The following is a 25438-nucleotide window of genomic DNA, read 5'->3' on the forward strand; positions in this document are numbered from 1 at the left end:
GCCGCTGTCCACCCACCGTCCCAAGACCTCAAGCTACTGGCTGATCTTGGTCAGCTTGTAGTTGGTATCAGCCGTGATCTGCGCCTGCGTATAAGGCAGCTTCACCCATTTGCCGGCGGCGTATTCACGCGTCTGATCGCTGAAGTGCTTGCTGGCGGGGTTGGACGACTGGCTGTACGTCAAGATGCCTTCGGCCACAGGGCCCGTGCCGTCCCAGGTCACAAACTGGATGTAGCTGTTGCCGTAACCCCCGGCGTTGGTGCTGGGGTCGGCGGTGTAGACGAAGCTGCCCGGTGCCACCTGGGTTTTGACACCACGCCAGTTGAAGAAGCTGTAGCGGCTGCCGGCCATCGGCAACACGCCCTCGGGGCGCGAAATGACTTGCACATCTTGCGGGCGTGCCCGGCGCTTGGCGGCGGTGTCGAACTGGGTGCTGGCCACCAGCGTTTCAAGCTGTGCCAGGGCGGCGGCGGTGTTGGCCGCACCGCGTGGGGTCTCCAACGGATCGGCCGCGCTATAGGGCACGGCCCACCACGAGGCAGCGGTCAGCTCGCCCAACGCACCGTACAACTCGTTGAACAACACCGCGCCACTGCTGCCCAGAGCCTCGGTGCGGTCCCAGCTTTGCAGCACCGTGCAAGCGTCGCGTGCCGCGGCACTGGCGGTGCCGCTGGCCAAGCAGGCGGCTACAAAATCGGGTAGCCATTTATCGGCCTTGAAGAAGTGGCCTTGTTGGTAGATTTGCTGCAGGTTGGCCATGGTGAAGCTGTTACCAGCCAAACCATCGGTGCTGGCCAGGCGGTCGCGCACCAGGGCGTGGCCGGTGCGGGTGCGGTTGTTTTGCGGCACGGCTTCGGCATTCGGGCCGGTGGCAATGATCTTGGCAAAACCGGCCAAAAAAGTACTGCGGCTGGGCCACCAGTGGCTGTCGTTGGCGTTTAGCGTGTAGTCGCTGCGCGCCACCCACGGCCGGCCAGCGGCGGGAATGCTGCCACTCCAATCACACGCGGCCGTGGTGCCGGCCATCACCACCACGCCATTGCTGGCCAACAGCGGCTGAAACGGCACAGGCACACAGGCGGCCAGTTGTGCATCGGCCACCTTGGCGGCCACCGAAAAGTTGCCGTATAGCGTGTTGCCATCAATGTCGGCGGCAATGGTGTTGACCCACGGCATTGCGGTGTAGGTGGCTGCGGCTTGGCGCAGACCGTCTACCGTGGTGGCTTTGCCGTTCAAGATCACCTGGTCGATGAGCTTCACGTTGCCCAGGTTGGCATCTTGGATGGCAAAGGCAGCGCTGGCGCTCCAGGTGAAGCTGCTGTCCATCAGCATGGGGCCAAACTCGGTGGTGTAGAGCGTGCGGTTGATCTGGCTCAGCGTGCCGTCAGCCGCTTTGGCGGTGATGCTCAGCGGCACGGCGGTCATGGGAATGGACTGGCCATCCTTGATGTAGCGCGTGGGATTGCTCGGGTCGAGCGCCAGGTAGCGCAGCGTGAAGCGGTTGTCGGTCGAGAACGTGTGGCTCCAAGCCAGCGTGCTGTTGAAACCGATCAGCGGCAACGGCACGCCCAGCAAGGTGGCGCCCATCACGTCGTAGTTTTCACTCGGCACGGTCAGGTGCACCTGGTGCAGCCGCAGGCCGCCCCACCACGGAAAGTGCGGGTTGCCCAGCAGCAGGCCTTTGCCGCTTTGCGTGGTGTCGCGGCCCAGGGCCAGGCCGTTGGAGCCGATGGTGTGGTCGCGCAGGTTTTGCAGCCCGGCGATGAGCGGGGCCTGGCTGTAATCGGGCACAACTGGTACTTGTGCAGGTGTCAGCCGCTTCCGATTTTGTTTTTGCTTCTGAACATCGGCCTTGGTCACCACGGTGGCCGGAGGTGCTGCGCGGCCAATCGCGTCGATGAAGGCCATGGAGCCGCCCGTCATGGCCACACGCGCGTAGTGCAGGTAGGCTTCGTCTTCGGTCATGGGTGTGACCCAGGCGGCGTTGCGGCAGGCGGTGGGCAGGTTGGCGACGCCAGTCTCGGCCAGGTAGCGGTTGTAGCCTGCCACAAAGCCCACGGCCAGGTCTTGTGCGTTCTGGCTGGAACCGGCCTTGAGCTTGGCGGCCTGCGCGGGCGTGAACAGCAGCTTGTAGAAGAAGTCTGAATCCACATTACCCGACGTTGTGCCCAGTTGACCAAGATAGCCGCCGGTCGCGCCAAAGTACTTGGCCCGTTCGCCGCGCAGCGTCACCAGGTCTTCGGCAAACAGGCAGATGTTTTCTTGCGCAAAGGCGTAGCCATAACCGTAGCCCGCACCCTTGAAGTTGTCAGCCAGGATGTGCGGCACACCATATGAGGTGGTGCGGATCTGCGCACTGAAGGTGGCGGCTGGCGGGCCATCATCGTCGCCCGAGCAGGCGGCCAGCAGAGCGGCGCAGGCCAGCAGCCCCAGCCGCCAAGCGGAATGGCGCCCCCAAGTGGTTTTCGGTCTGACAACGGAGGTGGATTGCATCGCGCAGCGCTGATTCATACGGTGATCTCCTCTGAATGGGAAAAACATCGTAGCCAGCCTGCCCTGCAGTCCATAGGGGCACATGCCCTATAGCCAAGGTGCGTGAATTCAGCTTCCTGGCAAAAACAACAGGCCCTGCCCCCGCCCCCACCCGCTGCCGCTCAAGACATGCGGTCGCGTTGCGCCAGAGACGGAAACAACCGCAGCCACAGCGCGGCCACGAGTAGCGTACCCACGCCGCCTAGCACCACCGAGCCCACTGGCCCCAGCAAAGCGGCCGTGGCCCCGGACTCGAATTCGCCCAGTTGGTTGCTGGCACCGATGAACACCGAGTTGACCGCGCTGACCCGCCCGCGCATCTCGTTCGGGGTTTCCAGTTGCACCAGGGTTTGGCGCACCACCACGCTCACCATGTCGGCGCCACCTGAAATGCCCAGCACCACAATCGATAGACCTAAGTGGGTCGACAAGCCAAAGCTCACCATGCACACGCCGTAAATGGCCACCGCCGTCAGCAGCGTGTAGCCCACGCGCCGCTGCAAGGGCCAGCGCGTCAGTACTACCGAAGTCACCAGCGCACCCACGGCGGGTGCGGCACGCAACAGGCCCAAACCCCAAGGGCCGGTGTGCAGGATGTCTTTGGCATACATTGGCAACAACGCCGTGGCGCCGCCCAGCAGCACGGCAAACAAGTCGAGCGACACGGCGCCCAGCACCGGCTTGCGCTGCCAGATGAAACGCACACCCGCCAGCAGCGTGTGCATGGAGATGGGCTCACGCGGCGCGGGGGCGTGGTTGTACTTCAAGCCACCGACCAGGATGCAACCCAAACCAAACAACACCGCGCAGGTGCCGTATACCACACTCGCCCCGGCCACAAAAATCACGCCACCCAAGGCCGGGCCTCCAATCACCGCCGACTGCGTGCCCACTGAACTCAGCGCCATGGCGCGCGCCAGCATGCTCGGCGGCACCAGCATGGGCGTGAGCGCCTGCTGAGCCGGCATTTGAAAAGCCCGCGCCACGCCCAGGCCGACCGACAAGCCGAGCAACAAGTCGCGGTGCACCCAGCCGCCGTGGGTCGACCACACCAGCAGCAGCGACACCAGCGCCTGCGTGACCATGCAGGCGGCCACGATGTGGCCGCGGTGCATACGGTCGGCCACGTGCCCGGCCACCAGTGTGAGCAGCAACGCAGGTGCAAACTGGTACAAGCCCACCAGACCCAAGTCCCAGGCGCTGCCGGTCAAGTCATACATCTGCCAGCCAATGGCCACCATCAGCATCTGAGTGCCGGCCGTACCAAACAAGCGGGACAACCACATGCGCACATAAGCGCGTTGGCGCAAAAGCGCCGCTAAACCGTCATCGGACATAGTTTTAAAAGTGTTGGAGAGTTAGGATGCACGGCGCATGGCGTGAGATGCAAACCGCCGACGAGGAAAGCTGAGGAAAGAGCCAAGACAAGAGCCAAAAAATCTGTTGCGCTGTAGGCCAAGTCTTACAAGCAACCGCCGTGGGCACTGGCAGAATCCAAACCGAATACAGGGCACTATTCCATCCATGCGTATTCACATTTTTTTGAGGTCTCGCACACAAGCCCCATCTCAAGGCTTGGCGAGGCCTCTGACCAACAGAAGAAGAGTGGCTCATCGTGGGACTTAGAACATACATCGTCGAAGACAGTCCGACGATCCGCGAAAATTTGATTGCCACACTTGAAGAATTGGCCGGCGTGAGCGTGGTAGGCACCACAGAATCGGAAAACGGTGGAACCTCATGGTTGACCGGCAACACCCAGGAATGGGACTTGGCGATTGTCGACCTTTTCCTAAAACAAGGTAGCGGACTCGGAGTTCTCTCAGCTTGCCGCAAACGCGCGCCCAACCAAAAAATGGTGGTTCTCAGCAATTACGCTACCGCCGATATCCGCCAGCGCTGCCTGCAGTTGGGCGTGGATGCCGTGTTCGACAAATCCAATGAAATTGACGCGCTGATCGACTTCTGTGTCGAGCAGGCCGCACAGTCGTCCTAAGAAATAGCTCCGAACCCACAATGCGGTGTGAATGTGGCACGTTTGGCGAGCGGAGTACGCAATCTCAAAGTCCATCGTGATCACAGCCCCCAGACAACAAAAAGCCGGACTCCTTGCGCGAGCCCGGCTTTTTGTTGACGATGGGGTTTGCCGATCAATCGATCAGCTTGTTTTTCAGCGCGTAGTAGGTCAGGTCGCTGTTGGTGGCGAGGTTGAGTTTTTCCATCAGGCGCGTGCGGTAGGTGCTCACCGTCTTCACGCTGAGCGACAAAGCGTCAGCAATGTCGCCCGCCGTTTCACCCTTGGCCAACTTCAAAAACACTTGAAACTCACGTTCAGACAACTGCTCATGCGCTGGCGCATCACCCTTGCGGTTGATCTGCTGGGCCAGCAACTCGGCCACGGCCGGGGTGATGTAGCGGCGGCCCAGCGATACGGTACGAATCGCATTGACGATTTCAGAAGGGTCGCACTCTTTGTTCAGGTAGCCGCTCGCGCCTTGGCGAATCAGGTTCATGGCGTAGTGTTCTTCGGGGTAGCCACTCAGGATCAGGATGGCCAGGTCCGGCGCCTTGGCGCGGATCATCGCCAAAACATCCAAGCCCGACTGGCCGGGCATGGACAAGTCCATGAGCAGCACATCCATCTCCTCGTTGCGCACCAAGTCAATGGCCTCGCGCCCGCTGGCCGCCTCGCCCACGACCCGCAGGTCTACCTGCTCGGAAAAGAACTGGCGCAAGCCGGAACGCACGATGGCGTGGTCGTCCACGATACCTATTTTGATCATCTCAATTTCTCACTACTCGTTAGGTCGAATGCGACCACTCAACTTCTTTTACTGCACCGCTCTTTAAACCGGTTTTGTCGCGAACAATTTCAATCATTGTTGATCAAAACCAGCTATTGCGACACCGGTATCTCCCATAAACATGGCGCCCTCTCCTTGACGCCTCTTCATTGCCCTCTATGAAACGACTCACTATTCCCAAAATGGCCATTAGCCTGCCGCTGGCCATTTTGGCTGCGGTACTGCTGGTGGGCATCAACGAAACCGGCTACGTGCGCTCGGTGGCGGCCCTGAGCGACTTCACCGAAGCGCAGCAAAACACCAACCAGTTGAGCAAACTCTTGCAATTGATGGTGGATGCCGAGACTGGCCAACGTGGCTATCTGCTGACCGGAGACGCCGGCTATCTGAAGCCATACGAAACCGCAACCGGAGAACTGCAAAAGAACCTGGAGAACCTGCAAGCCTTCTACAACACCCACCCGCAAGACCTGCAGAGTTTTACGCAACTATCGCGCTCGGTACAAGGCAAACTGTCTGAAATGGATGTCAGCGTGCGCCTACGCATGCAGGGCAACGACGATGCGTGGAAGTTTGTGTTGACCACCGATGTGGGGCGTGAGCAGATGGACGCCATCCGCAACCAGTCTCTGGCCATGATCGAACGCACGCAATCCAAGGTGGCCAGCGGGCAGCAACAGATCAACCGCTCGCTGCTGCTGTCGCGCATTGGCATTGCGCTAGTAGCGCTGGTGGGTTTGCTGGCGTTTTACATGTACCTCCACCAGACCCGTGTAGTGCATGAGCTCAATGTGCGCGAGCAAGAAAACCTGCAGAAAGAACGCGATCTGTTGAATCAACTGGTGAAAGAGCGCACCGCCTCGCTGGCAGAACTCGCCACCCATTTGCAGACCGTGCGTGAACAGGAGCGCGGCCATCTGGCACGTGAACTGCATGACGAACTGGGTGCGCTGCTGACGGCCGCCAAGCTGGACGTGGCGCGGCTGAAATCTAAGCTGGCCCCGGGCGGACCAGAAATACTGGAGCGGCTGCAGCACCTGTCAGAGTCGCTCAACAGCGTGATTGCCTTGAAGCGCCGCATCATCGAAGACTTGCGCCCCTCGGCGTTGTTCAACCTGGGGCTGCTGGCCTCGCTGGACATCCTGACGCGCGAGTTCAGCGAACGCGCTGGCATTCCCGTGAAGACGGAGTTTGAACCTATCGAGCTGGACGATGGCACCGAGCTCATCATCTACCGCCTGGTGCAGGAGTCGCTGACCAACATCTACAAATATGCCCAGGCCACGGAGATCGAGGTCAAGCTGTGCCTGAAGGGGCAAAAGCTAGCGGTGTCCGTGTATGACAACGGCGTAGGCTTCAACACCAGCCTAACCCGCACGGGCCACGGTTTGGTGGGCATGCGCCACCGGGTCGAGGCCGTAGGCGGCACGCTCGATATCGAATCCCCACCTTCTTCGCGCGCAGGCAAGGGCACGCTAATCCTGGCGGCATTGCCGGCCGTCAATAGTCCTGCGGAGCAGCCCTCCGAGGCGCAGCACGCAGACGCGTAAGCGGAACAAATGAAACTTGAGGCGAGGGTCCCTTCCCTCATCTTCCCGCTATGGATATAGCAGCACCCTGCGCTTCTCTGCAGGGCGCCACCGGCTTCTTTTACGTTAAGGCCCTCCCCGTTCCGCGCACGGGCTTTACGCCTACAAATGCGTCGCGCAGTCGCTGACGCTGTGAACCGCTCCCTGCCGATGCGTTTGCTACAGGTGCAGCCTTAACCTTGCATCAGGTCGTTCAAATCCGAACGCCAACAACCCATAAGGGTCCTGCCCTACAAGGAGTTCGAGATGCTGCACTACTCAGTCGTATTCCTGGTGATCGCCCTGATTGCCGCTGTCTTTGGCTTCGGTGGCATTGCCGCAGGCGCCGTCGAAATCGCCAAGATCCTGTTTTTGATCTTCGCCATCATGGCTGTCGTCACCTTCGTGATCAGCTTGTTCAAGCGCGGATAGGGCCGGTTCTCTAAATATTTTGGATACCCGCTCTTTTCGCCCAGCCTCAACATAGGAGAAAACACCATGCTGTTTTTCAAGTCACAAACGCCAGCAGGCACGCCAACCCCGCCACTGCACCATGTCAGAAAAGCCGGACGCAAGCTTTCAGAAGATGTCTTGCAGTCGGCAGAGCAAGCGGTGGTGGATGCAGGTGCCCAAGCCCGCGCGGCCTGTGCCGAATCTGAACGCATGGCCCAGTACGCTCGCCAGTACGTTGCCGAGCGCCCCTTGAGCGCGGTGATGGTGGCCACAGCGGCAGGTGCGCTGGTCGTCGGCGCCCTGTGGGCGATGCGGTCACAACCCTGAGTATTCAAATTCCGGGGGAAGGGCTATGCTGAACGCCCCCGCAAACCAAACGGAGGGAGTGGCTTAGGCGGTTTTTTTACCTTGCACAGGCCATCTCAAGTTAAGGCTGGTTTCTGAGTTCTGTTGAGTGGCATTGCTTTCAAAGCCAATGCAACCGGTCGGGGTGGTGCCACAGACCGGTGAGTTTTTCAAACCTAGGCACTGTAGTCATCAAAAAGGAACAACTATGAAATACGCTCGTGCTCTTGTTTTTGCCGCCATGGCTGGTATCACCGTCTTGTCCACCGGCTGCGCCGTGGTGCGTGATCAACAGTCCGTCGGCTCGTATGTTGACGACTCGGCCATCACCACCGCCGTAAAGGCCAAATTTGTAGAGGACAAGACCGTTGACGCTGGTGCGATCAACGTGCAAACCCTCAAGGGCGTTGTGTCGCTGGCCGGCTTTGCCAAGTCAACCGCTGAAAAGTCTCAAGCTGAATCCATCACCCGTACCGTCAAGGGCGTGACCGGTGTGGAAAACAAGCTGGTGGTGCGCCCCTAAGTTTTAACGCCATGCCATCAGTGGCTTGACCACAACGGACAAGGCCACCGATTCGGACCACAATGACGCCGAGCCAGCCCATTTTGCAAGGGCTGGCTCGGCGTTTCTATTGGGCCAGGGTGAATCAACACCAACAACAGCCGCCATGCGGCATATCGGGCTGCCACCATGAAACTCTTTAGCTGCGACAACTGCGAGCAGCCGCTTTTTTTTGAGAACGTTCTGTGCCTCAACTGCGGCTCGAAACTGGCTGTACTGCCTGAGCCTGGCCTGCCTCTGGCCGCCTTGGTTGCGGCACCTGAAACCCTGTCCCCAGAACCGGCCGCACCATCTTTCTCACAGGCCGAAAACCCAACGCCTGCACCACCGGAAAACGCACCGCTGGAGCCGCAGGATATTCAAACCCAGGCTGCACCGCCACCACCGGCGCCAGCCTTGTGGCAACGTTTTCAACGTATGGCTCCACGCGATGGAGAAAACAGCGGGGAAGCCGCCCAGGCCGACATGCCGCGCTACCGCATGTGCCACAACCACGATACCTACCAGGCCTGCAACTTCGCCGTAGAAGAAAGCGACCCGAACCCGCTGTGCATCTCGTGTCGGCAAACCCAACTGCTGCCCGACCTGAGCCAGCCCGACAACGTGCAACGTTGGGCGCGTGTGGAGTCGGCAAAACGACGCATGTTCTATACCCTGGCACGCTTGGGCCTGACGGCCACCCGCAGCACGGACTCGACTTTCTTTTCGCCGGTCTACGCCTTCTTGGCTGACATACCCGGCCAGGCCCCGGTGATGACGGGCCACGCCAACGGCACCATCACCCTGAATATTGCCGAGGCAGACGATGACGAACGTGCGCGCCGCCGCGTCGCCCTGCGCGAACCTTATCGCACCTTGCTTGGTCACCTGCGCCATGAATCGGGCCACTTTTACTGGGATCGGCTGATCCGCGACGGCAACCGCATTGATGACTTTCGCGCCGTGTTTGGCGACGAGTCGCAAGACTACGGTTTGGCGCTGCAAGCGCATTACGCCAACGGTCATACCAACGTGTGGCAAGGCGCTTTTGTCAGCGCCTATGCCCAGGCGCACCCATGGGAAGACTGGGCCGAAACCTGGGCCCACTACTTGCATATGGTCGACCTGCTGGAAACGGCGGCGGCCTACCACACCAGCCTGGTCATCCCCAGCCCCGGCCCCGACGAAACCCAAACGCCCGACAACCCGTTCGAGGGCGAAGAAAGCGACTTCGATGCCATGATTCAACAATGGGTGCCAGTCACCTTGTTACTCAATAGCCTGAACCGCAGCCTGGGGCAAAACGACGCTTACCCGTTCGCCCTGTCCGAAGCCGCGCTGCATAAACTACGCTTCGTGCATGAGGTCATCCAAGACTGCAATCCCAACAACCCGTGAACCACTGAACAACAACAAATCCGTGCGCCAAGTGCCGCACAATGAAGACCATGGAAACCACTGAAAAACTCAACGACCGCGCTGTCGCCCTTGACTGGAGCGACCTGCAAGCCCACACCGACGACGGAGCGCCGCTGGCGCCTGACGCCTACCGCCTGGCCTTTGCCGACCCGGAGTTTTTGTTGCGCCGCGAAACGCGTGGCATCCGCTTCCAGTTGGAAATGCTCAAACCCGACTTGGCGCAACAGGCGCAGGGCATCGAAAACACCATCGTGGTGTTTGGCAGCGCGCGCTTTCCCGAGCCTGACGTGGCCGCAGAAGAACTCGTCAAGGCCAAAGCCAGTGGCGATGCTGCTGCCATCAAAACCGCTGAACGCCGCGTGCGCAACGCCCACTTCTACGACCAGGCTCGACTGTTCGGCCGCGTGGTGGCCGAGTACAGCAACGCCCGCCCACCGGCCGAGCGCTTGTACATTGCCACCGGTGGCGGCCCCGGCGTGATGGAAGCCGCCAACCGTGGCGCACACGAGATGGGCGCCATGAATGTGGGCCTCAGCATCGCCCTGCCGCACGAACAAAGCGGCAACCGTTTTGTGTCGCCCTCGTTGAACTTCAAGTTCCACTACTTCGCGCTGCGCAAAATGCACTTCATGATGCGCGCCAAAGCCATGGTGGCTTTCCCCGGCGGCTTTGGCACGCTGGACGAGTTGTTTGAAGTGCTGACGTTGGTGCAAACCGGCAAGGCCAAAGCCGTGCCCATCATCTTGTACGGCACCGACTACTGGAAGCGCCTGATCAACCTGGACGTATTGGTGGAAGAAGGCGCGATCTCACCAGCCGATGTGGACTTGGTGAAATACGTCGACACGCCAGAAGACGCCTGGCAAGTGATCCGCACGTTCTACCAACTTTAAAGTTGGCCCAGGGCGACGCTGAACAAGTCCCTGTGATGGCGCGAACCTCGGTTTGGGATGAGATGCAAGGACTGAATTGTCAAAGCAGCCACAGCCATAGCCGCAGCTATGGCGCGGATTTGCAACGCAGCAGATCGCCCAAAACGAGGGAACGCGGCGCACGAGGGGCTTGTTCAGCGTTGCCCTAACCGCCGTCGAGGTCAAGCCTGGCCACCAGCGCCTGGCTGTGGGGGTTGAGCCCCAACACCTCGACGGTGCTGCCGTGTTTGCGCAAGCGCTGGCACACCTTGTCGAGTGCGGCCACGGCGGTAATGTCCCAGAAGTGCGCGCCCGTCACTTCGATCTGCACCGGCCGGCCGTCTACCTCGCGCACATCAAAAGCATCGACCAGCATGTCGGCCGAGGCGAAGAACACCTGGCCGGAGACTCGGTAAGTCAACACCTCTTCTCCGCTTACCGTCACCTTCAGCAACTGTGCCACCTTGAAGGTAAAGAACACGCCGCTGAGCAACACGCCCACCGCCACGCCAGCGGCCAGGTTGTGCGTGATCAACGTGACCACCACGGTGACCAGCATCACCGCACTCGACAACTTGGGGTGCCGCACCAAGGTGCGCAGCGATCCCCAATCGAAGGTCGAAGCCGACACCATCACCATGATGGCCACCAAGGCCGCCACCGGCACCTGCGACACCCAGGGTTTGAGCAGCACCATCAAGATCAGCAAAAACACTCCCGCGAACAAGGTGGACAGGCGGCCACGGCCGCCGTAGCGCACATTGCTCACGGTCTGGCCGATCATGCCGCAGCCTGCGATACCGCCGAAAAAGCTGGCCGCCACGTTGGCCAGGCCCAGGCCCGAGCACTCGCGGCTTTTGGAACTGGGCGTGTCGGTCAGGTCATCGACCACGCTGGCCGTCATCATCGATTCCAGCAAACCCACCATGGCAATGGCCAAGGCTGGCAGTGCGATCAAGCGCAGGGTTTCCAGCGAAAACGGCACTTGCGGCAGCGCGAAGCTGGGCAAGGCATCGGGCAGCAAACCGAGGTCGGCCACGGTCTTCAGCGGCAAGCCCAGTGCGTGGCCCACCAGCGAGACCACCACGATGCACACCAGTGGCGACGGCACCGCAGTGGTCAAACGTGGCAGCAGGTAAATGACGACCAGCCCCAACGCCACCATGGCCCAGGTTGCCAGGTTCGCGCCAATCAAATGCGGCATCTGCGCCGAGAAAATCAGAATCGCCAAGGCGTTGACAAAGCCGGTGCGCACCGAGGTCGACACAAAACGCATCAGCACCCCAAGCCGCAGCACACCAAACAAGACTTGCACCAGGCCGGCCAAAATGCCCGCCGCCAACAAGTACTGCACACCATGCGACTGCACCAGCGGTGCTGCCACCAAGGCCACCGAGCCCGCTGCTGCCGACACCATGGCCGGGCGCCCGCCGGTGAAGGCGATCACCACGGAAATCACAAACGAGGCGAACAGGCCAACCGCTGGGTCCACCCCCGCGACAAACGAAAACGCGATGACCTCTGGAATCAACGCAAACGTGGCCACGGCGCCAGCCATCAATTCGCGTGGAATGCTGGGCGCCCATTCGGCGCGCCAACGGCTGTGTTCTTGGGTCATGAGAATTTAAGAGCGAACTGGGCCGTGTGGCCCAGAAAGTGAAGACGGGGAATGCGATGCGCCAAGGCACCGCAGTCTGCGGGAGCAAGTGCGAAATTGTAAACACCGGGCCCACCGTCTTGATGGACGCAAAAAAGCCGCCTCGAAGGGCGGCTTGTCGCGAGACCCAAGCGCGGCGCCTAATCGAGCGTGAGCCTGGAGTCCGTCACCACTTTTTTGTAGACGTCGTACTCGGCCTGAATTTGCGCTGCAAACTGCTCCGGCGTGTTGCCGATGATGATGGAGCCGGTCTCTTCAATGCGCTTGCGCACGGCGGGCTCTTCCAGCGCCTTGCGCACGCCAGCGTTGATCTTGTCGACCACTTCCTTCGGCAAACCCTTGGGGCCATAGATGCCGTAGTAGGCCATGCGGTTCACCGGCTCCAGTCCCACTTCTTTGAAGGTGGGCACGTTGGGCAAGCTGGCCACGCGCTGCGGTGCGGCCACCACAATCGGCACCAGGCGGTTGCTTTGAATGAACGGCAACGCAGACGGCAGGTTGTCAAAAATCATTGGCACCTGCCCGGCCACGGTGTCGTTCAGCGCTGGGCCGGCACCACGGTAGGGAATGTGCGTGACGAAGGTTTTCGTCATGTTTTTGTACAGCTCCATCTGCAGGTGGCCAATGCCGCCGGTGCCGGACGACGAGTACGAATACTTGCCTGGTGACTTCATCAATTCGGCGACAAACGACTTGTAGTCCTTTGCCGGAAAGCCAGGGTTCACCGCAATGATGTTGGGCGTGGCGGCAATGTTGATGATGGGGGTGAAGTCCGTGATGGGGTTGTATGGGATCTTCGGGTTGATGGCCGGGTTGGCTGCGGTGGTCGACACCGTGGCGATGCCGAGCGAGTAGCCATCAGGTGCGGCACGCGCGGTTTCCAGCGCCCCCACCACGCCACCACCACCTGCCTTGTTGTCCACGATCACGCTTTGGCCCAGCGCTTTGCCCAGCGGCTCGGCGATCACGCGCGCAATGATGTCGGTGGTGCCGCCGGGTGCAAATGGCACCTGCAGCTTGATCACTTTGTTGGGATAACCCTGTGCCAAGGCCTGGCCTGCAAAGGCCGCCACCCCCATCGCCCCGAGAGCAAAAACACTACGCACAATCTGTCGTTGCATCAAACCGTCTCCTTATAAACAAAAAAATCACCCGCCAAGACTCTTGTGAAACCTCGTGGGTTTGTTCGTCAACACACTATACCGAGAGACTTCTTTCCTGGAATGGGTGATAGCCCGCGAGTGGTTGTGGACTCGCTGGTATTCTCAGTTGGTGAACTACGCCCAACTCCTCTTCCCCGACTTTTCGCTCATCCTCTGTGGCTTCTTGATCTGCCGCTACACCGCGTTGAATCGCACCGTCTGGGCCCAGGTGGAAAGCCTCACCTACTACTGCCTGTTCCCGGTATTGCTGTTCCACTCCATCGTCAAGAACCCGCTTGACCTTGGTGCAGCCTCGGCTGTCATCGGTGCGGGGTGGACACTTGGCTTGCTCGTCATCGGCATCGCCTATGCACTCCCCTATCTGCCCTGGCTGGGCCGCAAGATTGATCGTCGCGAACATGCCGCCTGTGCCCAGGTCGCCTTTCGCTTCAACTCCTTTGTCGCCTTGGCATTGGCCGAGCGTTTAGGTGGGGCCACCGGGCAGCAACTGATTGCCGTGCTGATCGGTGTGTGTGTGCCACTCTATAACGTTGCCGCAATCTGGCCCATGGCCCGCCAGGCACAACGCAGATTTGCCCGCGAGCTGGTGCGCAATCCACTCATCGTCGCCACCGGCTCGGGACTGCTGGTCAACCTGCTGGGTTTTCAGATCCCCACCTGGTTGGAGCCCACGGTAACGCGTATAGGGTCCGCGTCGCTGGCGATGGGACTGATGGCGGCCGGTGCGGGCATGCAGTTCAACTCGCTGGCACGTGCCAAGGCGTTGGCAATTTCGGTGCTCGCCATCCGCCACTTCATCGCGCCGTTGGTTGCGATCGGCGTGGCGTGGGGATTTGGGCTGTCCCAGATTCAAACGACGGTGTTGATTGCGTTTTCGGCTTTGCCTACAGCCTCTAGCTGCTACGTACTGGCCGCCAAGATGGGATACGACGGGGCCCTCACCGCTGCCCTCGTCAGCGTATCCACCTTGCTCGGCATGTTGAGCATTCCATTCGCGCTGTCATTTGTAACTTAGCCGTCAGTTCTTAGGCTTAGGCGTCATTTCCAGGCACTCGTCTCCAAGCCCAGCCCTTCAGCAGTCCCCACACAACCGGCCCCGCCGCCATGTAGCACGGCAGCCGGTTTTTTCATGCGCAGTTGGATTTGCTTCTTGTCTTGTGACTTTCGGCACTGTTTCCGAGGCCGCCACATTGTGTGCCTCAGCATACGTGAATTACTTATCACATACATATCAAAGCAATTAAATACAATAATTTTATCGTATACAAGATCAAAACGCTCGCGAATGAAAGCTCTTCAAACGCCATACGGTCATGTAGCGAATCCAATCAACTCTATTGCATGACCATGAACATCCGAACTGCTTCCAAGACCGCTTTTCTGTCCCTCGCCGCCGCTTTTGGCCTGTCAGCTGGCCTCGCTTCTGCCGGTCCATTGATCACCGAATGGACCTATACCGCCAACACTGCGTTCACGGCCGCTTCATTTACCAACAGCAACGGCTGCCAATCGGGCAATGCGCAATGGATCACCTGGGGTGCAGCACCTTGTGGACTGCCTTATGTGGGCTCCAACCGCAGCGGCCTGGCCATTTCCAACCCATCCACCACCGGCACGGTTCAAACCAATGGCGCGGCAAAAGCGACCAACACCACCACGCACTACAACAATCCAATCGCCCCCGATGCCACTGGCGTAGCGCCCGGCACACTGAGCCGCGCCATCATCACCTCTTCGCTGACCTTGACGGCTCTCACGCCCGCAGGCACAGGTGAAACAACGTCGATCGCTTTCCCATACCAGATCAACTTCCTCGAAACGACCAATGGCGGCACCTGCGTGGTGGCCAGCCCCACGCCGTGCAACGACATCTTTGTGTTTTCTGGCGCCACGAACAACAGGTTCAGCTTTGACAACAACAATTACTACGTGAGTTTCTTCGCCGGCGACGACAAGCTGCAAACGCTGTCTGATGCGGCCTGTGCAGCCGCTGGTGCAGCCGCCAAGTGCATTGGCTTCACGACTGAAGAAGTTCGTGCAAACGCCTTCACCTTCAACTTCGTCATCACCAGCGATCCCATCGTGCCCGGCCAAGATCCTACGAACCACGTGCCAGAACCGACCAGCGTCGCATTGATGGGCTTGGGTCTGATCGCCGCAGCAGGTGTGCGTCGCCGCCAGAAGGCTCGTAAGTAACGCGAAAAAAATCGCCGCCGTAGACGCCATCGTCTCCCGCATCCATCAGCCAAAACTTCTTGTGCCTATGGGCATGGGGTTTTGGCTGATTTGCTTTGGCGCCTCAATTCACACCGCTGCAGACTTATCCCGGGTGCTGGGCCAGTGCCCACGTGGCATGTTCGCGAACCAATGGTGAATCACTCTGTGCACCAGCAGCCAACGTCTGCAAAAGTAGCTCATCATCCGCACCAGAGCGAACCGCGTTACCCATGGCCACTGCAATATTGCGGCGCCAGCGCTCCACACCAATGCGGCGGATTGGACTGCCTTCGGTGTAACGCAAAAACTCTTCTTCCGTCCAACCAAACAGCGTGGTGAGTTTGGCGCCGCTCAAACCTTTGCGCTCATCAAAGTCCGGTAGTACCGAGCGTTGGGCAAACTTGTTCCACGGGCAGGCGAGTTGGCAATCGTCGCAGCCATAAATGCGGTTCGCCAACAAGGGGCGCATGTCTTCAGGGATCGGCCCCGCATGTTCAATCGTCAGGTAAGAAATGCAACGCCGCGCATCAAGTCGCTGCGGCGCCAAAATGGCTTGTGTGGGGCACACGTCGATACATGCCGAGCAGCTACCGCAATGCTCACTGGTGGGGGCGGTGGCCGGCAAGGCCAAATCCACATAGATCTCGCCCAGAAAAAACATCGACCCCGCATCGCGACTAAGCACCAACGTGTGTTTGCCGCGCCAGCCCTGGCCGCTGCGTGAGGCCAGCTCAGCCTCCAGCACAGGAGCCGAATCGGTGAACACGCGAAACCCCAGCGGCCCCACGTGCGCCGCAATACGTTCGCTGAGCTTTTGCAGGCGCGCGCGCAGCACCTTGTGATAATCGCGGCCACGCGCGTAGACCGATACGATGCCTTCGTTGGGCCGCGTCAGCCGCGAAAATTCCACGCCCTGCCAGTCCGATGGTGTGTCGCGCGGCAGATAATTCATGCGTGCCGTGATCACGCTCACCGTGCCCGGCACCAGCTCGGCCGGGCGTGCACGTTTGAGTCCATGTGTTGCCATATAAGCCATGTCGCCATGGAACCCTTGGGCCAACCAGGCACTCAGACCGGCTTCGGCCGAAGATAAATCGACCGGGGCCACGCCGATTTGGGAAAATCCCAGCTCACGTGCCCAAAGCTGAATTTGAGACACCAACTGGAGATCTTCGTTCTGAGTACTGTTCATCACCAGCCGATTGTAGAAAGCCCTGCCCCGATGCCGCAGCAGATGCTGTTGGAATGGCAAGACGAGGCGGCCACCCAGCGCTTTGCCGAACGGCTGGCCGCATGGCCTGGCATCGCCAACGCTTTCATCACCCTGCAAGGGCCGCTGGGCACGGGCAAGACCACCTTTGTGCGCTACCTGCTACGCGCGCTGGGCATTCAAGGCCGCATCAAGAGCCCCACCTACGCGGTGGTTGAGCCTTATGAAGTCACCCATGACAGTGCCACGCTGGCCATCTCGCACTTCGACTTTTACCGTTTTACCGATCCCCGCGAGTGGGAAGACGCAGGCTTTCGCGACATCTTCGCCAGCCCCGGCTTGAAGATCGCCGAATGGCCAGACCTTGCCGGCGCCCTGCTCCCCCCACCCGACCTCGCCATTCAATTGACGCCCATGGACGAAACCCGCCGCCAGGTTCACCTCGCCGCCCACACCGCCGCTGGTGCGGCCCTGCTTCAACTACTGCAACAGGAGACCGCCGCATGAAGCGCCGCGATGCACTCCACGGATTGCAGGGCGGCATGCTGGCCCTGCTGCTCGGCGCCCACCACATCGCGCGCGGCGCCGGCATTGTGGCCGTGCGTGTATGGCCCGCCCCCGACTATTCGCGCGTGACCATCGAGTCCGACACTGCGTTGGTCACCCGCCAAACCTTTGTGGCCGACCCGCCGCGCCTGGCCGTGGACATTGAAGGCATTGACCTCAACCCGGCTCTGCGCGAACTGGTGGGCCAGGTGCAGGCCAACGACCCGAACATTGCCGGTATCCGTGTGGGGCAAAACGCTCCGGGCATCGTGCGCATGGTGATCGACCTCAAGCGCGCGGCCAAACCGCAAGTGTTCACGCTCGCCCCGGTGGCCGCCTACCAGCACCGCCTGGTGCTCGACCTCTACCCCGCACAAGCCGAAGACCCGCTGGAGGCCTTGATTGCCGAGCGCATCAAAGACCGCACACCGGCCACCAATGTGGTGACCACGCCGTCGCTCGCGCCGAACGCCACGCCCGACCCGCTGGCCGAGCTGATCGCCAAGCAGTCGGACAAACCACAGTTGGCTCCGGCCACCCCGCCACCCCACCCCAACCCGCCAGTGGCCACGGCTGACGCCAGCGACGCCACCAGCGGCAAAGGCCAAAATCCTTCCAAGGCCAAGCCCGGAGCCAACACTCCAGACAACGAGCCACCGCCCACCAACACGGCCTCTAGCGGCAAAGGCAACCGCACCGACCGCCTCATCATCATTGCGCTCGACCCCGGCCATGGCGGCGAAGACCCCGGCGCCATCGGCCCCAAAGGCACGCGCGAAAAAGACATCGTGCTGCAAGTGGCGCACCGCCTGCGCGAGCGCATCAACGCGTCCACCATCAACGGCAACCCGATGCGCGCCTACATGACGCGCGATGCCGACTTCTTTGTGCCGCTGCAAGTGCGTGTGCAAAAAGCGCGGCGTGTGCAAGCCGACCTGTTCGTCAGCATCCACGCCGACGCCTTCATCACTCCCGAGGCGCGCGGCGCCAGCGTGTTTGCGCTGAGCCACGGTTCGGCGTCGAGCAGCGCGGCCCGCTGGCTGGCGAACAAAGAAAACAACGCTGACTTGATTGGCGGCGTGAACACTCAGGTCAAAGACGCGCAGGTGCAAAAAGCCATGCTTGACATGAGCACCACCGCGCAAATCAACGACAGCCTGAAGCTCGGCAGCGCGCTGCTGGGAGAGATTGGCAACGTGGGCCGCCTGCACAAACCGCGTGTGGAACAGGCCGGCTTTGCGGTGTTGAAAGCGCCCGACATTCCCAGCGTGTTGATCGAGACCGCCTTCATCAGTAACCCCGAAGAAGAAACCCGCCTGCGCAGCGACGCCTACCAACAACAGTTGTCTGACGCCATCATGCGCGGCATCATCGGCTACTTCTCGAAGAACCCGCCGCTGGCGCGTAACCGCACGGTCTAAGGCCGCAGAGGGAGCCCAGGGACGGTGTAATCCACACCCCGAAATCTGAGGGTGCTGGGTTAAAGTCCCGAACTGAGGCTTGCTTCTTCGGCATGGCCACCCTCAACACCTAAGGCACGCTGCATGTCGGTTTCTTTCGTTGCCATCAAACCTGGGGCCAAGCTGTCGGACCAGGTCGCCCACGCGCTGGAAGCCGAAATCCGCTCTGGCCGCATGGCCACCGGCGACAAACTTCCGACCGAAGCCGCGCTGGTGCAGCAATTCAATGTGAGCCGCACCGTGGTGCGCGAAGCCATGTCGCGCCTGCGCTCGCAGGGCCTAGTCGATGCGCGCCAGGGCAGCGGCGTGTATGTGCAGCAGCCCCCGGCAGGCGAGTCGCTGCGGTTTGACCCGCTGCACTCCGATTCAATGGAAGCCGTGATCCAAATCGTGGAAGTGCGCCGCGCCCTGGAGGCCGAGGTGGCCGACCTCGCCGCCCAACGCCACACGCCGGCGCAAATGCAGGCCATCCACAACGCCGTGCTGGCCATTGAAGCCGCCGTGCAGCGCGGCGAAAACGGCGTAGCCGAAGACGTGCAGTTTCACCGCGCGATTGCGCTGGCCGCCAACAACAGCTACCTGCTGCACACGCTCGACTACTTGGCGCAATTTCTCCACGGCGTGACCCGCGTCACCCGCGCCAACGAAGCGCGCAGGAAAGACTTTGCGGCGGCCGTGACGTTTGAGCACGCGGAGACTGTGGCCGCCATCGCCGCCGGCAACCGCCATGCCGCACGCGCCGCCGCCACCACACATATGGACAACGCCATTCAGCGCATGCGGGAAGCCGGCGCAGCCTTCTGGCAGCAGGACGGGCAGCGCCTGGCGCGCGACCTGTTGGATCTGGGGCCGGTACCTGGCGAACAGCGCAAGTAGCGCGCTGCGGGTCAGCTAGAAGACAACTCCAGGTTGTCGATCAAGCGCGTCGAGCCCAAACGGACTGCGGCCAAAGCCACCAGAGCATCGCCCACGGTGGGCACTTGCAAATCGCTTTGCCGACGCAGCACCAAGTAGTCTGGCTGCCAGCCACGTTCAACCAACGATTGCACAGCGCGTTGCTCTATAGCAGCGAAGTCACGCTCACCAGCGGCCACAGCGTCAACCATCGCCCGCAAGGTTTGCGACAGTCGGGCGGCTTCTGCACGCTCGGCCTCGCTCAAGTAACCGTTGCGCGATGACAGCGCCAGCCCGCTCTCGGCCCGCAGCGTTTCACAGCCCACCACGTCGATAGGCAACGCGAACTGGCGCACCATATGCCGAATCACCATCAACTGCTGGTAGTCCTTTTTGCCAAACACCGCCACGCGCGGCTGCACACAAGCGAACAGCTTCATCACCACCGTGCAAACGCCAGTGAAAAAGCCTGGCCGGAAGTGCCCTTCCAACATGTCGCCCAGCACCGGGTCGGGGTGCACCTTGTAGGTTTGCGGCTCGGGGTACAGCGCGGCCTCGTTCGGGGCAAACAGCACATCACAGCCAGCGGCTTGCAGCTTGGCGCAATCGGCGTCCCAGGTGCGGGGGTAAGAGTCAAAGTCTTCGTGCGGCAAAAACTGCAAGCGGTTCACGAAGATGCTGGCCACGGTTACGTCACCCAACGGTTTGGCCTGCCGCACCAAGGCCAGATGGCCATCGTGCAAGTTGCCCATGGTGGGCACAAAGGCCGGGCGTTGGTAGGCTGCCAAATGGCTGCGGAGTTCTGGAATGCTGCGGGCGATATACATGGTGATGGGCTTGTATCGAGGGGCTACCAGGCGTGGAGTTTGTCGTCGGGGAAGCTACCGTCTTTCACCGCTTGCACATACGCCGCTAGGGCCTGCGCGATGCTGGTCGCTTCACCATCCAAAAAGTTGCGCACAAACTTCGGCATCTTGCCGAGGTTGATGCCCAGCATGTCGTGCAGCACCAGCACCTGGCCTGCGGTCGCTTGCCCGGCCCCAATGCCAATGGTGGCGCAGCTTTGCAGTTGTGTGGTGACCTCTGCCGCCAGTGCGGCGGGCACCATTTCCAGCACCAACATGGCCGCACCGGCGTCTTGCAGCGCACGCGCTTCGCGGCGTAAACGTTCGGCCGCTTCCACATCGCGCCCTTGCACGCGGTAGCCACCCAAGGCATGCACGGTTTGCGGCGTCAGGCCCAAATGCGCGCACACCGGAATGCCGCGCTCCACCAGAAAGCGCACGGTGTCCACCGTCCAGCCACCGCCTTCCAGCTTCACCATTTGCGCGCCAGCCTGCATCAACACCGTGGCGCTGCGCAGGGCTTGCTCGCGCGACTCCTGGTAGCTGCCAAAGGGTAAGTCGGCAATCAGCCAGGCTGTGCCTTGGCTGCGTTGTAACCCGCGCGCCACGCTTTCGGTGTGGTAGCGCATGGTGTCGAGCGTCACACTCACCGTGCTGGTCAAGCCTTGGCACACCATGCCTAGCGAGTCGCCCACCAGCAAACAGTCGACCCCGGCCGCATCGGCCATCGCTGCAAAGGTGGCGTCGTAGGCGGTGAGCATGCTGATCTTTTCACCGCGCGCGTGCATGTCGGCCAGGCGTGGCAAGCTCATGGGTTTGCGCGAGGAGGGAACGGGGCTGCTGGCGCCAGCACCGTATGGTGCGGAAGAACCGGTTTCGGACGACATCAAGTGCGGGACTCTGGTTTGAATGAGGTGAACCGCAACGCCAATCAAAGGTTGAGGGTGTTCACGCGGCGGGTCAAAAGTATAGGTTGGCGGGGCAGACGCATTTGCAACGGTTGGTGCACTCTCTCTGTGCCTTTCCATCCGCACCATTTGCGCCATCGAGGCAAGCCGCAAGCTACAGCCAATCGAACACTTATCCGGTGTTTACCCGATAGCTGAAGTCGCTCAAATTTGTATGATGACCTGACGAATATCCTCAAAACTTCGCAGGAACACCTATGCCCACTTCCCCCTCCCCCGTTGGCGTCATCGGCCTAGGTGCCATGGGTTTGGGCATTGCCAAAACGCTGCGCAGCAATGGCTTCAACGTGCACGTGTGTGACGTGCGCCCCGAAGCCGCCGCCGCATTTGCTACCGAAGGCGGTGTGGCCTGCGCCACACCCGCAGCACTGGCGGCCGCGTGTCCGGTGGTGGTGTCCGTGGTGGTGAACGCGGCGCAAAACGAGGCCGTGTTGTATGGCCATGACGGCGTGGCCAGCGCAGCTAAGCCCGGCACCACCTATGTCATGTGCTCCACCGTCGACCCCAACTGGTCGATTGCCCAAGAAGCGCGGCTCAACGGGCTGGGACTGCACTATGTCGACGCGCCCATTTCCGGCGGCGCGGCCAAGGCGGCGTCGGGCCAGATGACGATGATGACCTCGGCCAAGACCGAAGCCTATGCGGCCGCCAACGCCGTGCTCGACGCCATGGCCGGCAAGGTGTACCGCTTGGGCGACCAGGCGGGCGCCGGCAGCAAGGTGAAGATCATCAACCAGTTGCTCGCCGGTGTGCACATTGCCGTGGCCGCCGAAGCCATGGCGCTGGGTCTGCGCGAAGGTGTGGACGCAGACGCGTTGTACGAGGTGATCACCCACAGTGCGGGCAACAGTTGGATGTTTGAAAACCGCATGGCCCATGTGCTGGCGGCCGACTACACGCCGCTCTCGGCTGTCGACATTTTTGTGAAAGACCTGGGCCTGGTGCTCGACACCGCCCGCGCCACCAAGTTCCCACTGCCGCTGGCCGCCACGGCGCACCAAATGTTCATGCAGGCCTCAACCGCCGGGCATGGCCGCGAGGATGACAGCGCGGTGATCAAAATCTTCCCAGGCATTACGCTGCCTACTGGCAAAGACCAAACATCATGACCAAAGCCCTGCTGCTCGGCTGCATTGCCGACGACTTCACCGGCGCCACTGATCTGGCCAACAACCTGGTGCGCGCCGGCATGCGCGTGGTGCAAACCATTGGCGTGCCAGCCACGCCCCTGCACGACGATGTGGATGCCGTGGTGGTGGCACTGAAGTCGCGCACCATTCCTGCCGCAGAAGCGGTGGAGCAGTCGCTGGCCGCGCTGCACTGGCTGCGCCAGCAAGGGGCGGCGCAGATCTACTTCAAATACTGCTCCACCTTTGACAGCACCGCCAGCGGCAACATTGGCCCGGTAACCGATGCACTGATGCAAGCCCTGGACACGCCCTTCACCATTGCCACACCGGCCTTCCCCGACAACCAGCGCACGGTGTTCAAGGGCTACCTGTTTGTGGGCGACAAGCTGCTGAACGAAAGCGGCATGCAACACCACCCGCTGACCCCTATGACCGACGCTAACCTGGTGCGTGTGCTGCAGGCCCAAACCGAGCAAAAGGTGGGGCTGATCGACCACCGCGTGGTGGCTCTTGGCGAAGCCGCCATCCGCGAACGCATCGCGCAGTTGCAGGCCGAAGGCGTGGGCATGGCCGTGGTCGATGCTGTGTCCAACGACGACTTGCTGCGCCTGGGCCCTGCGCTGCGCGACATGCCCCTGGTGACGGCTGGCTCGGGTGTGGCGATTGCGTTACCCGCTAACTTTGGCTTGAAGCCCTCTAGCCAAGCCGCCGCGTTGCCAGCGCCTCAAGGCTACAGAGCGATCGTGTCGGGCAGTTGCTCGGTCGCCACCAACCAGCAAGTGGCGCACTTCATCAGCACGGGCGGCGCAGCCCTGGCCCTTGACCCACTGCAAATCGCCGCTGGCGCCGATGTTGCCGGTGATGCCCTGGCCTGGGCCAAAGACAAGTTGGCGCAGGGCCCGGTGCTGGTGTATTCCACCGCCACGCCCGATGCAGTGAAAAAAATTCAAGGCCAACTCGGCACGAATGAGGCCGGTGCCATGGTGGAAGACACCATTGCCAAAATCGCCAGCGGCCTGGTGGCCATGGGCGCACAGCAACTGGTGGTGGCAGGCGGCGAGACCTCGGGCGCGGTGGTACAAAGGCTCGGCATCACCCAATTGCGCATCGGCCCGCAAATCGACCCCGGCGTGCCGTGGTGCCACGCCACGGTCAACAAGGTGCAAGGCTTGCACCTGGCGCTAAAGTCGGGCAACTTCGGCAGTGTGGACTTCTTCACCAAAGCGTTTACCCAACTGCAATGACTTCCGATTTTTTGCCCGAGCATGAAGCCCGCGCCGAGATCTGCCGCGTAGGCGCCTCGCTGTTCGCGCGTGGCTACGTGCACGCCACCGCAGGCAACATCAGCGTGCGTTTGGCGAATGGCTTTTTGATCACCCCCACCGATTCCTGCCTGGGCCAGTTGGTACCCGAAGACCTGGCCCTGCTCGACCCGCAAGGCCAACAGATCAGCGGCGCACGCGCCAGCAAAACCATCACCCTTCACCGGCGCATTTACGAGGCCAGCGCCAGCACCACACAGCCCGCGCGCTGCGTCATCCACACGCACAGCACGCATACGGTGGCTTGTTCATTGCAAGCAGAATCCGGTGCCGAACTACTGCCCCCCATCACGCCCTACTTCGTGATGAAGGTCGGCCACGTGCCGCACATCACCTACCACCGCCCGGGTGCCGCAGAAGCCGCCGAAGAGGTGGCGCAAACCATCGGCCGTTATGCCGCAGCGGGAAGCCCCATTCGCGCGGTAATGCTGGCCCGGCTTGGTCCCAACGTGTGGCACCACACACCCGCACAGGCCATGGCCACGCTAGAAGAACTCGAAGAAACCGCGCGCCTGTGGCTGCTGAACGCAGGCCGCGCCAGCGCGCTAACCGAACAGCAGATCGACGAGCTGCGCCAAACCTTTGCGGCTTCTTGGTAAGCCTAATCTAAAGAATAAAGGAGACACCCATGCCCCGTTTCGCCGCCAACCTGTCCATGCTCTACAACGACGTGGATTTTCTCGACCGTTTTGCCGCCGCCGCGAAAGACGGCTTCAAGGCCGTGGAGTTTCTGTTCCCCTACGCCTACGCGCCCGATGTGTTGGCCGCCAAGCTCAAGGCACACGGCCTGCAGCAAGTGTTGTTCAACGCGCCTCCCGGCAACTGGGATGCGGGTGAACGCGGCATGGCCTGCCTGCCCGGCCGCGAGGCCGAGTTTCGCGCCAACTTCGCGAGGGCGCTGGAATACGCCCAAGCCCTTGGCTGCCCGCGCGTGCACACCATGGCCGGCCTGGTGCCCGCTGGCGCCGACCACGCGCTACTGCGCGCCACCTATGTGGCAAACCTGCGCGCCGCTGCCGCCATGGCCGCGCCGCTGGGTATCAACGTGCTGATCGAACCCATCAACACCCGCGACATGCCGGGCTACTACCTGAACCGCCAAGACCAGGCGCATGCCGTGGTGGCCGACGTGGGCGCGCCCAACCTCAAGGTGCAGATGGATCTGTACCACCTGCAAGTGGTTGAGGGCGATCTGGCAAGCCACATCCGCCAATACATCCCCACCGGCAACGTCGGCCACATCCAGATTGCCGGTGTGCCCGAGCGGCACGAGCCCGATGTGGGTGAAATCAACTACCCCTACCTGTTCAAGCTGCTGGACGACCTGGGTTACGACGGCTGGATAGGCTGCGAGTACCGCCCCGCGCGCGGGGCCGCCAAGGGTGCCACCAGCGATGGCCTGGGCTGGGTCAAACCCTGGCTCTAACCTTGCTTTGATCTGGTTCTAAAGCAG

At 61.3% G+C, this 25438-nt stretch carries 24 protein-coding genes; 16 read left to right on the forward strand and 8 right to left on the reverse strand.

Annotated features, from left to right (window positions below; all coding sequences use genetic code 11):
- Positions 1 to 33: 33 nt before the first annotated feature.
- On the reverse strand, positions 34 to 2511 hold the full coding sequence (locus ACPWMG_RS16690) for a penicillin acylase family protein (protein WP_483300602.1): 2478 nt from the start codon (positions 2509 to 2511) through the stop codon (positions 34 to 36).
- A gap of 143 nt (positions 2512 to 2654) precedes the next feature.
- Positions 2655 to 3869 (reverse strand): MFS transporter, encoded by a 1215-nt coding sequence (locus tag ACPWMG_RS16695; protein ID WP_483300603.1) that lies wholly within the window; start codon positions 3867 to 3869, stop codon positions 2655 to 2657.
- A 278-nt stretch (positions 3870 to 4147) separates the two neighbouring features.
- Here ACPWMG_RS16695 and ACPWMG_RS16700 point away from each other — a divergent pair, with 278 nt between their 5' ends.
- The gene (locus tag ACPWMG_RS16700; protein WP_483300604.1) at positions 4148 to 4528 is read left to right on the forward strand and encodes a response regulator; all 381 of its coding nucleotides are present in this window, start codon (positions 4148 to 4150) and stop codon (positions 4526 to 4528) included.
- A gap of 154 nt (positions 4529 to 4682) precedes the next feature.
- Here ACPWMG_RS16700 and ACPWMG_RS16705 read toward each other — a convergent pair whose 3' ends face one another.
- Positions 4683 to 5315: a response regulator gene (locus ACPWMG_RS16705; RefSeq protein WP_483300605.1), complete on the reverse strand. Its 633-nt coding sequence runs from the start codon at positions 5313 to 5315 to the stop codon at positions 4683 to 4685.
- Positions 5316 to 5494: 179 nt separating this feature from the next.
- Here ACPWMG_RS16705 and ACPWMG_RS16710 point away from each other — a divergent pair, with 179 nt between their 5' ends.
- From ACPWMG_RS16710 to ACPWMG_RS16735, 6 genes are all read left to right on the forward strand, one after another.
- Complete coding sequence (locus tag ACPWMG_RS16710) at positions 5495 to 6886, forward strand: sensor histidine kinase (protein ID WP_483300606.1); 1392 nt, start codon at positions 5495 to 5497, stop codon at positions 6884 to 6886.
- A 285-nt stretch (positions 6887 to 7171) separates the two neighbouring features.
- Positions 7172 to 7336, forward strand: a complete 165-nt coding sequence (locus tag ACPWMG_RS16715) for a DUF1328 domain-containing protein (protein ID WP_422831772.1) — start codon at positions 7172 to 7174, stop codon at positions 7334 to 7336.
- A 66-nt stretch (positions 7337 to 7402) separates the two neighbouring features.
- A complete protein-coding gene (locus ACPWMG_RS16720; protein ID WP_483300607.1) occupies positions 7403 to 7684 on the forward strand; it encodes a hypothetical protein in 282 nt (93 codons plus the stop codon).
- A 226-nt stretch (positions 7685 to 7910) separates the two neighbouring features.
- Entirely contained in the window at positions 7911 to 8225 is a 315-nt protein-coding gene (locus ACPWMG_RS16725; RefSeq protein WP_483300608.1) for a BON domain-containing protein, read from the forward strand.
- A 168-nt stretch (positions 8226 to 8393) separates the two neighbouring features.
- Entirely contained in the window at positions 8394 to 9641 is a 1248-nt protein-coding gene (locus ACPWMG_RS16730) for a zinc-binding metallopeptidase family protein (protein ID WP_483300609.1), read from the forward strand.
- Positions 9642 to 9691: 50 nt separating this feature from the next.
- Positions 9692 to 10555, forward strand: coding sequence for an LOG family protein (locus tag ACPWMG_RS16735; RefSeq protein WP_483300610.1), 864 nt, complete (start codon positions 9692 to 9694; stop codon positions 10553 to 10555).
- Between the two features lie 184 nt (positions 10556 to 10739).
- Here ACPWMG_RS16735 and ACPWMG_RS16740 read toward each other — a convergent pair whose 3' ends face one another.
- Both ACPWMG_RS16740 and ACPWMG_RS16745 read right to left on the reverse strand, forming a co-directional pair.
- Entirely contained in the window at positions 10740 to 12191 is a 1452-nt protein-coding gene (locus ACPWMG_RS16740) for a SulP family inorganic anion transporter (RefSeq protein ID WP_483300611.1), read from the reverse strand.
- A gap of 179 nt (positions 12192 to 12370) precedes the next feature.
- Positions 12371 to 13351 carry a tripartite tricarboxylate transporter substrate binding protein BugE gene (locus tag ACPWMG_RS16745; RefSeq protein WP_483300612.1) on the reverse strand — a complete coding sequence of 327 codons (981 nt, stop codon included), beginning with the start codon at positions 13349 to 13351 and terminating at the stop codon, positions 12371 to 12373.
- A gap of 151 nt (positions 13352 to 13502) precedes the next feature.
- Between ACPWMG_RS16745 and ACPWMG_RS16750 the strand changes: the two genes are divergently transcribed.
- Both ACPWMG_RS16750 and ACPWMG_RS16755 read left to right on the forward strand, forming a co-directional pair.
- Positions 13503 to 14408 (forward strand): AEC family transporter, encoded by a 906-nt coding sequence (locus ACPWMG_RS16750; RefSeq protein ID WP_483305274.1) that lies wholly within the window; start codon positions 13503 to 13505, stop codon positions 14406 to 14408.
- 332 nt (positions 14409 to 14740) lie between these two features.
- Positions 14741 to 15589, forward strand: coding sequence for a THxN family PEP-CTERM protein (locus ACPWMG_RS16755; protein ID WP_483300613.1), 849 nt, complete (start codon positions 14741 to 14743; stop codon positions 15587 to 15589).
- A 124-nt stretch (positions 15590 to 15713) separates the two neighbouring features.
- On the opposite strand, the gene queG is transcribed toward ACPWMG_RS16755, so the two are convergent.
- Positions 15714 to 16802, reverse strand: a complete 1089-nt coding sequence (gene queG, locus ACPWMG_RS16760; RefSeq protein WP_483300614.1) for a tRNA epoxyqueuosine(34) reductase QueG — start codon at positions 16800 to 16802, stop codon at positions 15714 to 15716.
- Between queG and tsaE the strand changes: the two genes are divergently transcribed.
- From tsaE to ACPWMG_RS16775, 3 genes are all read left to right on the forward strand, one after another.
- On the forward strand, positions 16788 to 17327 hold the full coding sequence (tsaE, locus tag ACPWMG_RS16765) for a tRNA (adenosine(37)-N6)-threonylcarbamoyltransferase complex ATPase subunit type 1 TsaE (protein ID WP_483305275.1): 540 nt from the start codon (positions 16788 to 16790) through the stop codon (positions 17325 to 17327). The two genes, queG and tsaE, sit on opposite strands and share 15 nt — an antisense overlap.
- Positions 17324 to 18787 (forward strand): N-acetylmuramoyl-L-alanine amidase, encoded by a 1464-nt coding sequence (locus tag ACPWMG_RS16770; protein ID WP_483300615.1) that lies wholly within the window; start codon positions 17324 to 17326, stop codon positions 18785 to 18787. The genes tsaE and ACPWMG_RS16770 overlap by 4 nt, the downstream gene beginning before the upstream one ends.
- A 123-nt stretch (positions 18788 to 18910) precedes the next feature.
- The gene (locus tag ACPWMG_RS16775; RefSeq protein WP_483300616.1) at positions 18911 to 19702 is read left to right on the forward strand and encodes a FadR/GntR family transcriptional regulator; all 792 of its coding nucleotides are present in this window, start codon (positions 18911 to 18913) and stop codon (positions 19700 to 19702) included.
- An 11-nt stretch (positions 19703 to 19713) separates the two neighbouring features.
- Here ACPWMG_RS16775 and panC read toward each other — a convergent pair whose 3' ends face one another.
- Positions 19714 to 20547, reverse strand: coding sequence for a pantoate--beta-alanine ligase (gene panC / locus ACPWMG_RS16780; RefSeq protein ID WP_483300617.1), 834 nt, complete (start codon positions 20545 to 20547; stop codon positions 19714 to 19716).
- Positions 20548 to 20570: 23 nt separating this feature from the next.
- Positions 20571 to 21452 (reverse strand): 3-methyl-2-oxobutanoate hydroxymethyltransferase, encoded by an 882-nt coding sequence (gene panB / locus ACPWMG_RS16785; protein WP_483300618.1) that lies wholly within the window; start codon positions 21450 to 21452, stop codon positions 20571 to 20573.
- Between the two features lie 278 nt (positions 21453 to 21730).
- On the opposite strand from panB, the gene ltnD reads away from it, so the two are divergent.
- Genes ltnD through otnI form a run of 4 tightly spaced genes read left to right on the forward strand, consistent with a single transcriptional unit; the run spans position 21731 to position 25411 of the window.
- Positions 21731 to 22642 carry an L-threonate dehydrogenase gene (ltnD, locus tag ACPWMG_RS16790; RefSeq protein WP_483300619.1) on the forward strand — a complete coding sequence of 304 codons (912 nt, stop codon included), beginning with the start codon at positions 21731 to 21733 and terminating at the stop codon, positions 22640 to 22642.
- Entirely contained in the window at positions 22639 to 23907 is a 1269-nt protein-coding gene (gene otnK / locus ACPWMG_RS16795) for a 3-oxo-tetronate kinase (protein WP_483300620.1), read from the forward strand. The genes ltnD and otnK overlap by 4 nt, the downstream gene beginning before the upstream one ends.
- A gap of 11 nt (positions 23908 to 23918) precedes the next feature.
- On the forward strand, positions 23919 to 24584 hold the full coding sequence (locus tag ACPWMG_RS16800) for a class II aldolase/adducin family protein (protein WP_483305276.1): 666 nt from the start codon (positions 23919 to 23921) through the stop codon (positions 24582 to 24584).
- A 29-nt stretch (positions 24585 to 24613) separates the two neighbouring features.
- Positions 24614 to 25411 carry a 2-oxo-tetronate isomerase gene (gene otnI, locus ACPWMG_RS16805; protein WP_483300621.1) on the forward strand — a complete coding sequence of 266 codons (798 nt, stop codon included), beginning with the start codon at positions 24614 to 24616 and terminating at the stop codon, positions 25409 to 25411.
- Positions 25412 to 25438: the final 27 nt, after the last annotated feature.

Origin of the sequence: Hydrophilobacter chitinilyticus (genome assembly GCF_049860745.1) — a bacterium.
Lineage (GTDB): Bacteria > Pseudomonadota > Gammaproteobacteria > Burkholderiales > Burkholderiaceae_C > Rhodoferax_B.

Excerpts from the sequence above, each read along its gene's own strand:
- otnI (WP_483300621.1), top strand. The coding sequence starts at position 24,614 with ATGCCCCGTTTCGCCGCCAACCTGTCCATGCTCTACAACGACGTGGAT.
- ACPWMG_RS16735 (WP_483300610.1), top strand. The coding sequence starts at position 9,692 with ATGGAAACCACTGAAAAACTCAACGACCGCGCTGTCGCCCTTGACTGG.
- queG (WP_483300614.1), bottom strand. The coding sequence starts at position 16,802 with ATGAACAGTACTCAGAACGAAGATCTCCAGTTGGTGTCTCAAATTCAG.
- ACPWMG_RS16715 (WP_422831772.1), top strand. The coding sequence starts at position 7,172 with ATGCTGCACTACTCAGTCGTATTCCTGGTGATCGCCCTGATTGCCGCT.
- panB (WP_483300618.1), bottom strand. The coding sequence starts at position 21,452 with ATGTCGTCCGAAACCGGTTCTTCCGCACCATACGGTGCTGGCGCCAGC.
- ACPWMG_RS16705 (WP_483300605.1), bottom strand. The coding sequence starts at position 5,315 with ATGATCAAAATAGGTATCGTGGACGACCACGCCATCGTGCGTTCCGGC.
- ACPWMG_RS16695 (WP_483300603.1), bottom strand. The coding sequence starts at position 3,869 with ATGTCCGATGACGGTTTAGCGGCGCTTTTGCGCCAACGCGCTTATGTG.
- panC (WP_483300617.1), bottom strand. The coding sequence starts at position 20,547 with ATGTATATCGCCCGCAGCATTCCAGAACTCCGCAGCCATTTGGCAGCC.
- ACPWMG_RS16690 (WP_483300602.1), bottom strand. The coding sequence starts at position 2,511 with ATGAATCAGCGCTGCGCGATGCAATCCACCTCCGTTGTCAGACCGAAA.
- ACPWMG_RS16730 (WP_483300609.1), top strand. The coding sequence starts at position 8,394 with ATGAAACTCTTTAGCTGCGACAACTGCGAGCAGCCGCTTTTTTTTGAG.
- ltnD (WP_483300619.1), top strand. The coding sequence starts at position 21,731 with ATGCCCACTTCCCCCTCCCCCGTTGGCGTCATCGGCCTAGGTGCCATG.
- ACPWMG_RS16725 (WP_483300608.1), top strand. The coding sequence starts at position 7,911 with ATGAAATACGCTCGTGCTCTTGTTTTTGCCGCCATGGCTGGTATCACC.
- otnK (WP_483300620.1), top strand. The coding sequence starts at position 22,639 with ATGACCAAAGCCCTGCTGCTCGGCTGCATTGCCGACGACTTCACCGGC.
- ACPWMG_RS16770 (WP_483300615.1), top strand. The coding sequence starts at position 17,324 with ATGAAGCGCCGCGATGCACTCCACGGATTGCAGGGCGGCATGCTGGCC.
- ACPWMG_RS16775 (WP_483300616.1), top strand. The coding sequence starts at position 18,911 with ATGTCGGTTTCTTTCGTTGCCATCAAACCTGGGGCCAAGCTGTCGGAC.
- ACPWMG_RS16720 (WP_483300607.1), top strand. The coding sequence starts at position 7,403 with ATGCTGTTTTTCAAGTCACAAACGCCAGCAGGCACGCCAACCCCGCCA.
- ACPWMG_RS16745 (WP_483300612.1), bottom strand. The coding sequence starts at position 13,351 with ATGCAACGACAGATTGTGCGTAGTGTTTTTGCTCTCGGGGCGATGGGG.
- ACPWMG_RS16755 (WP_483300613.1), top strand. The coding sequence starts at position 14,741 with ATGAACATCCGAACTGCTTCCAAGACCGCTTTTCTGTCCCTCGCCGCC.
- ACPWMG_RS16740 (WP_483300611.1), bottom strand. The coding sequence starts at position 12,191 with ATGACCCAAGAACACAGCCGTTGGCGCGCCGAATGGGCGCCCAGCATT.
- ACPWMG_RS16710 (WP_483300606.1), top strand. The coding sequence starts at position 5,495 with ATGAAACGACTCACTATTCCCAAAATGGCCATTAGCCTGCCGCTGGCC.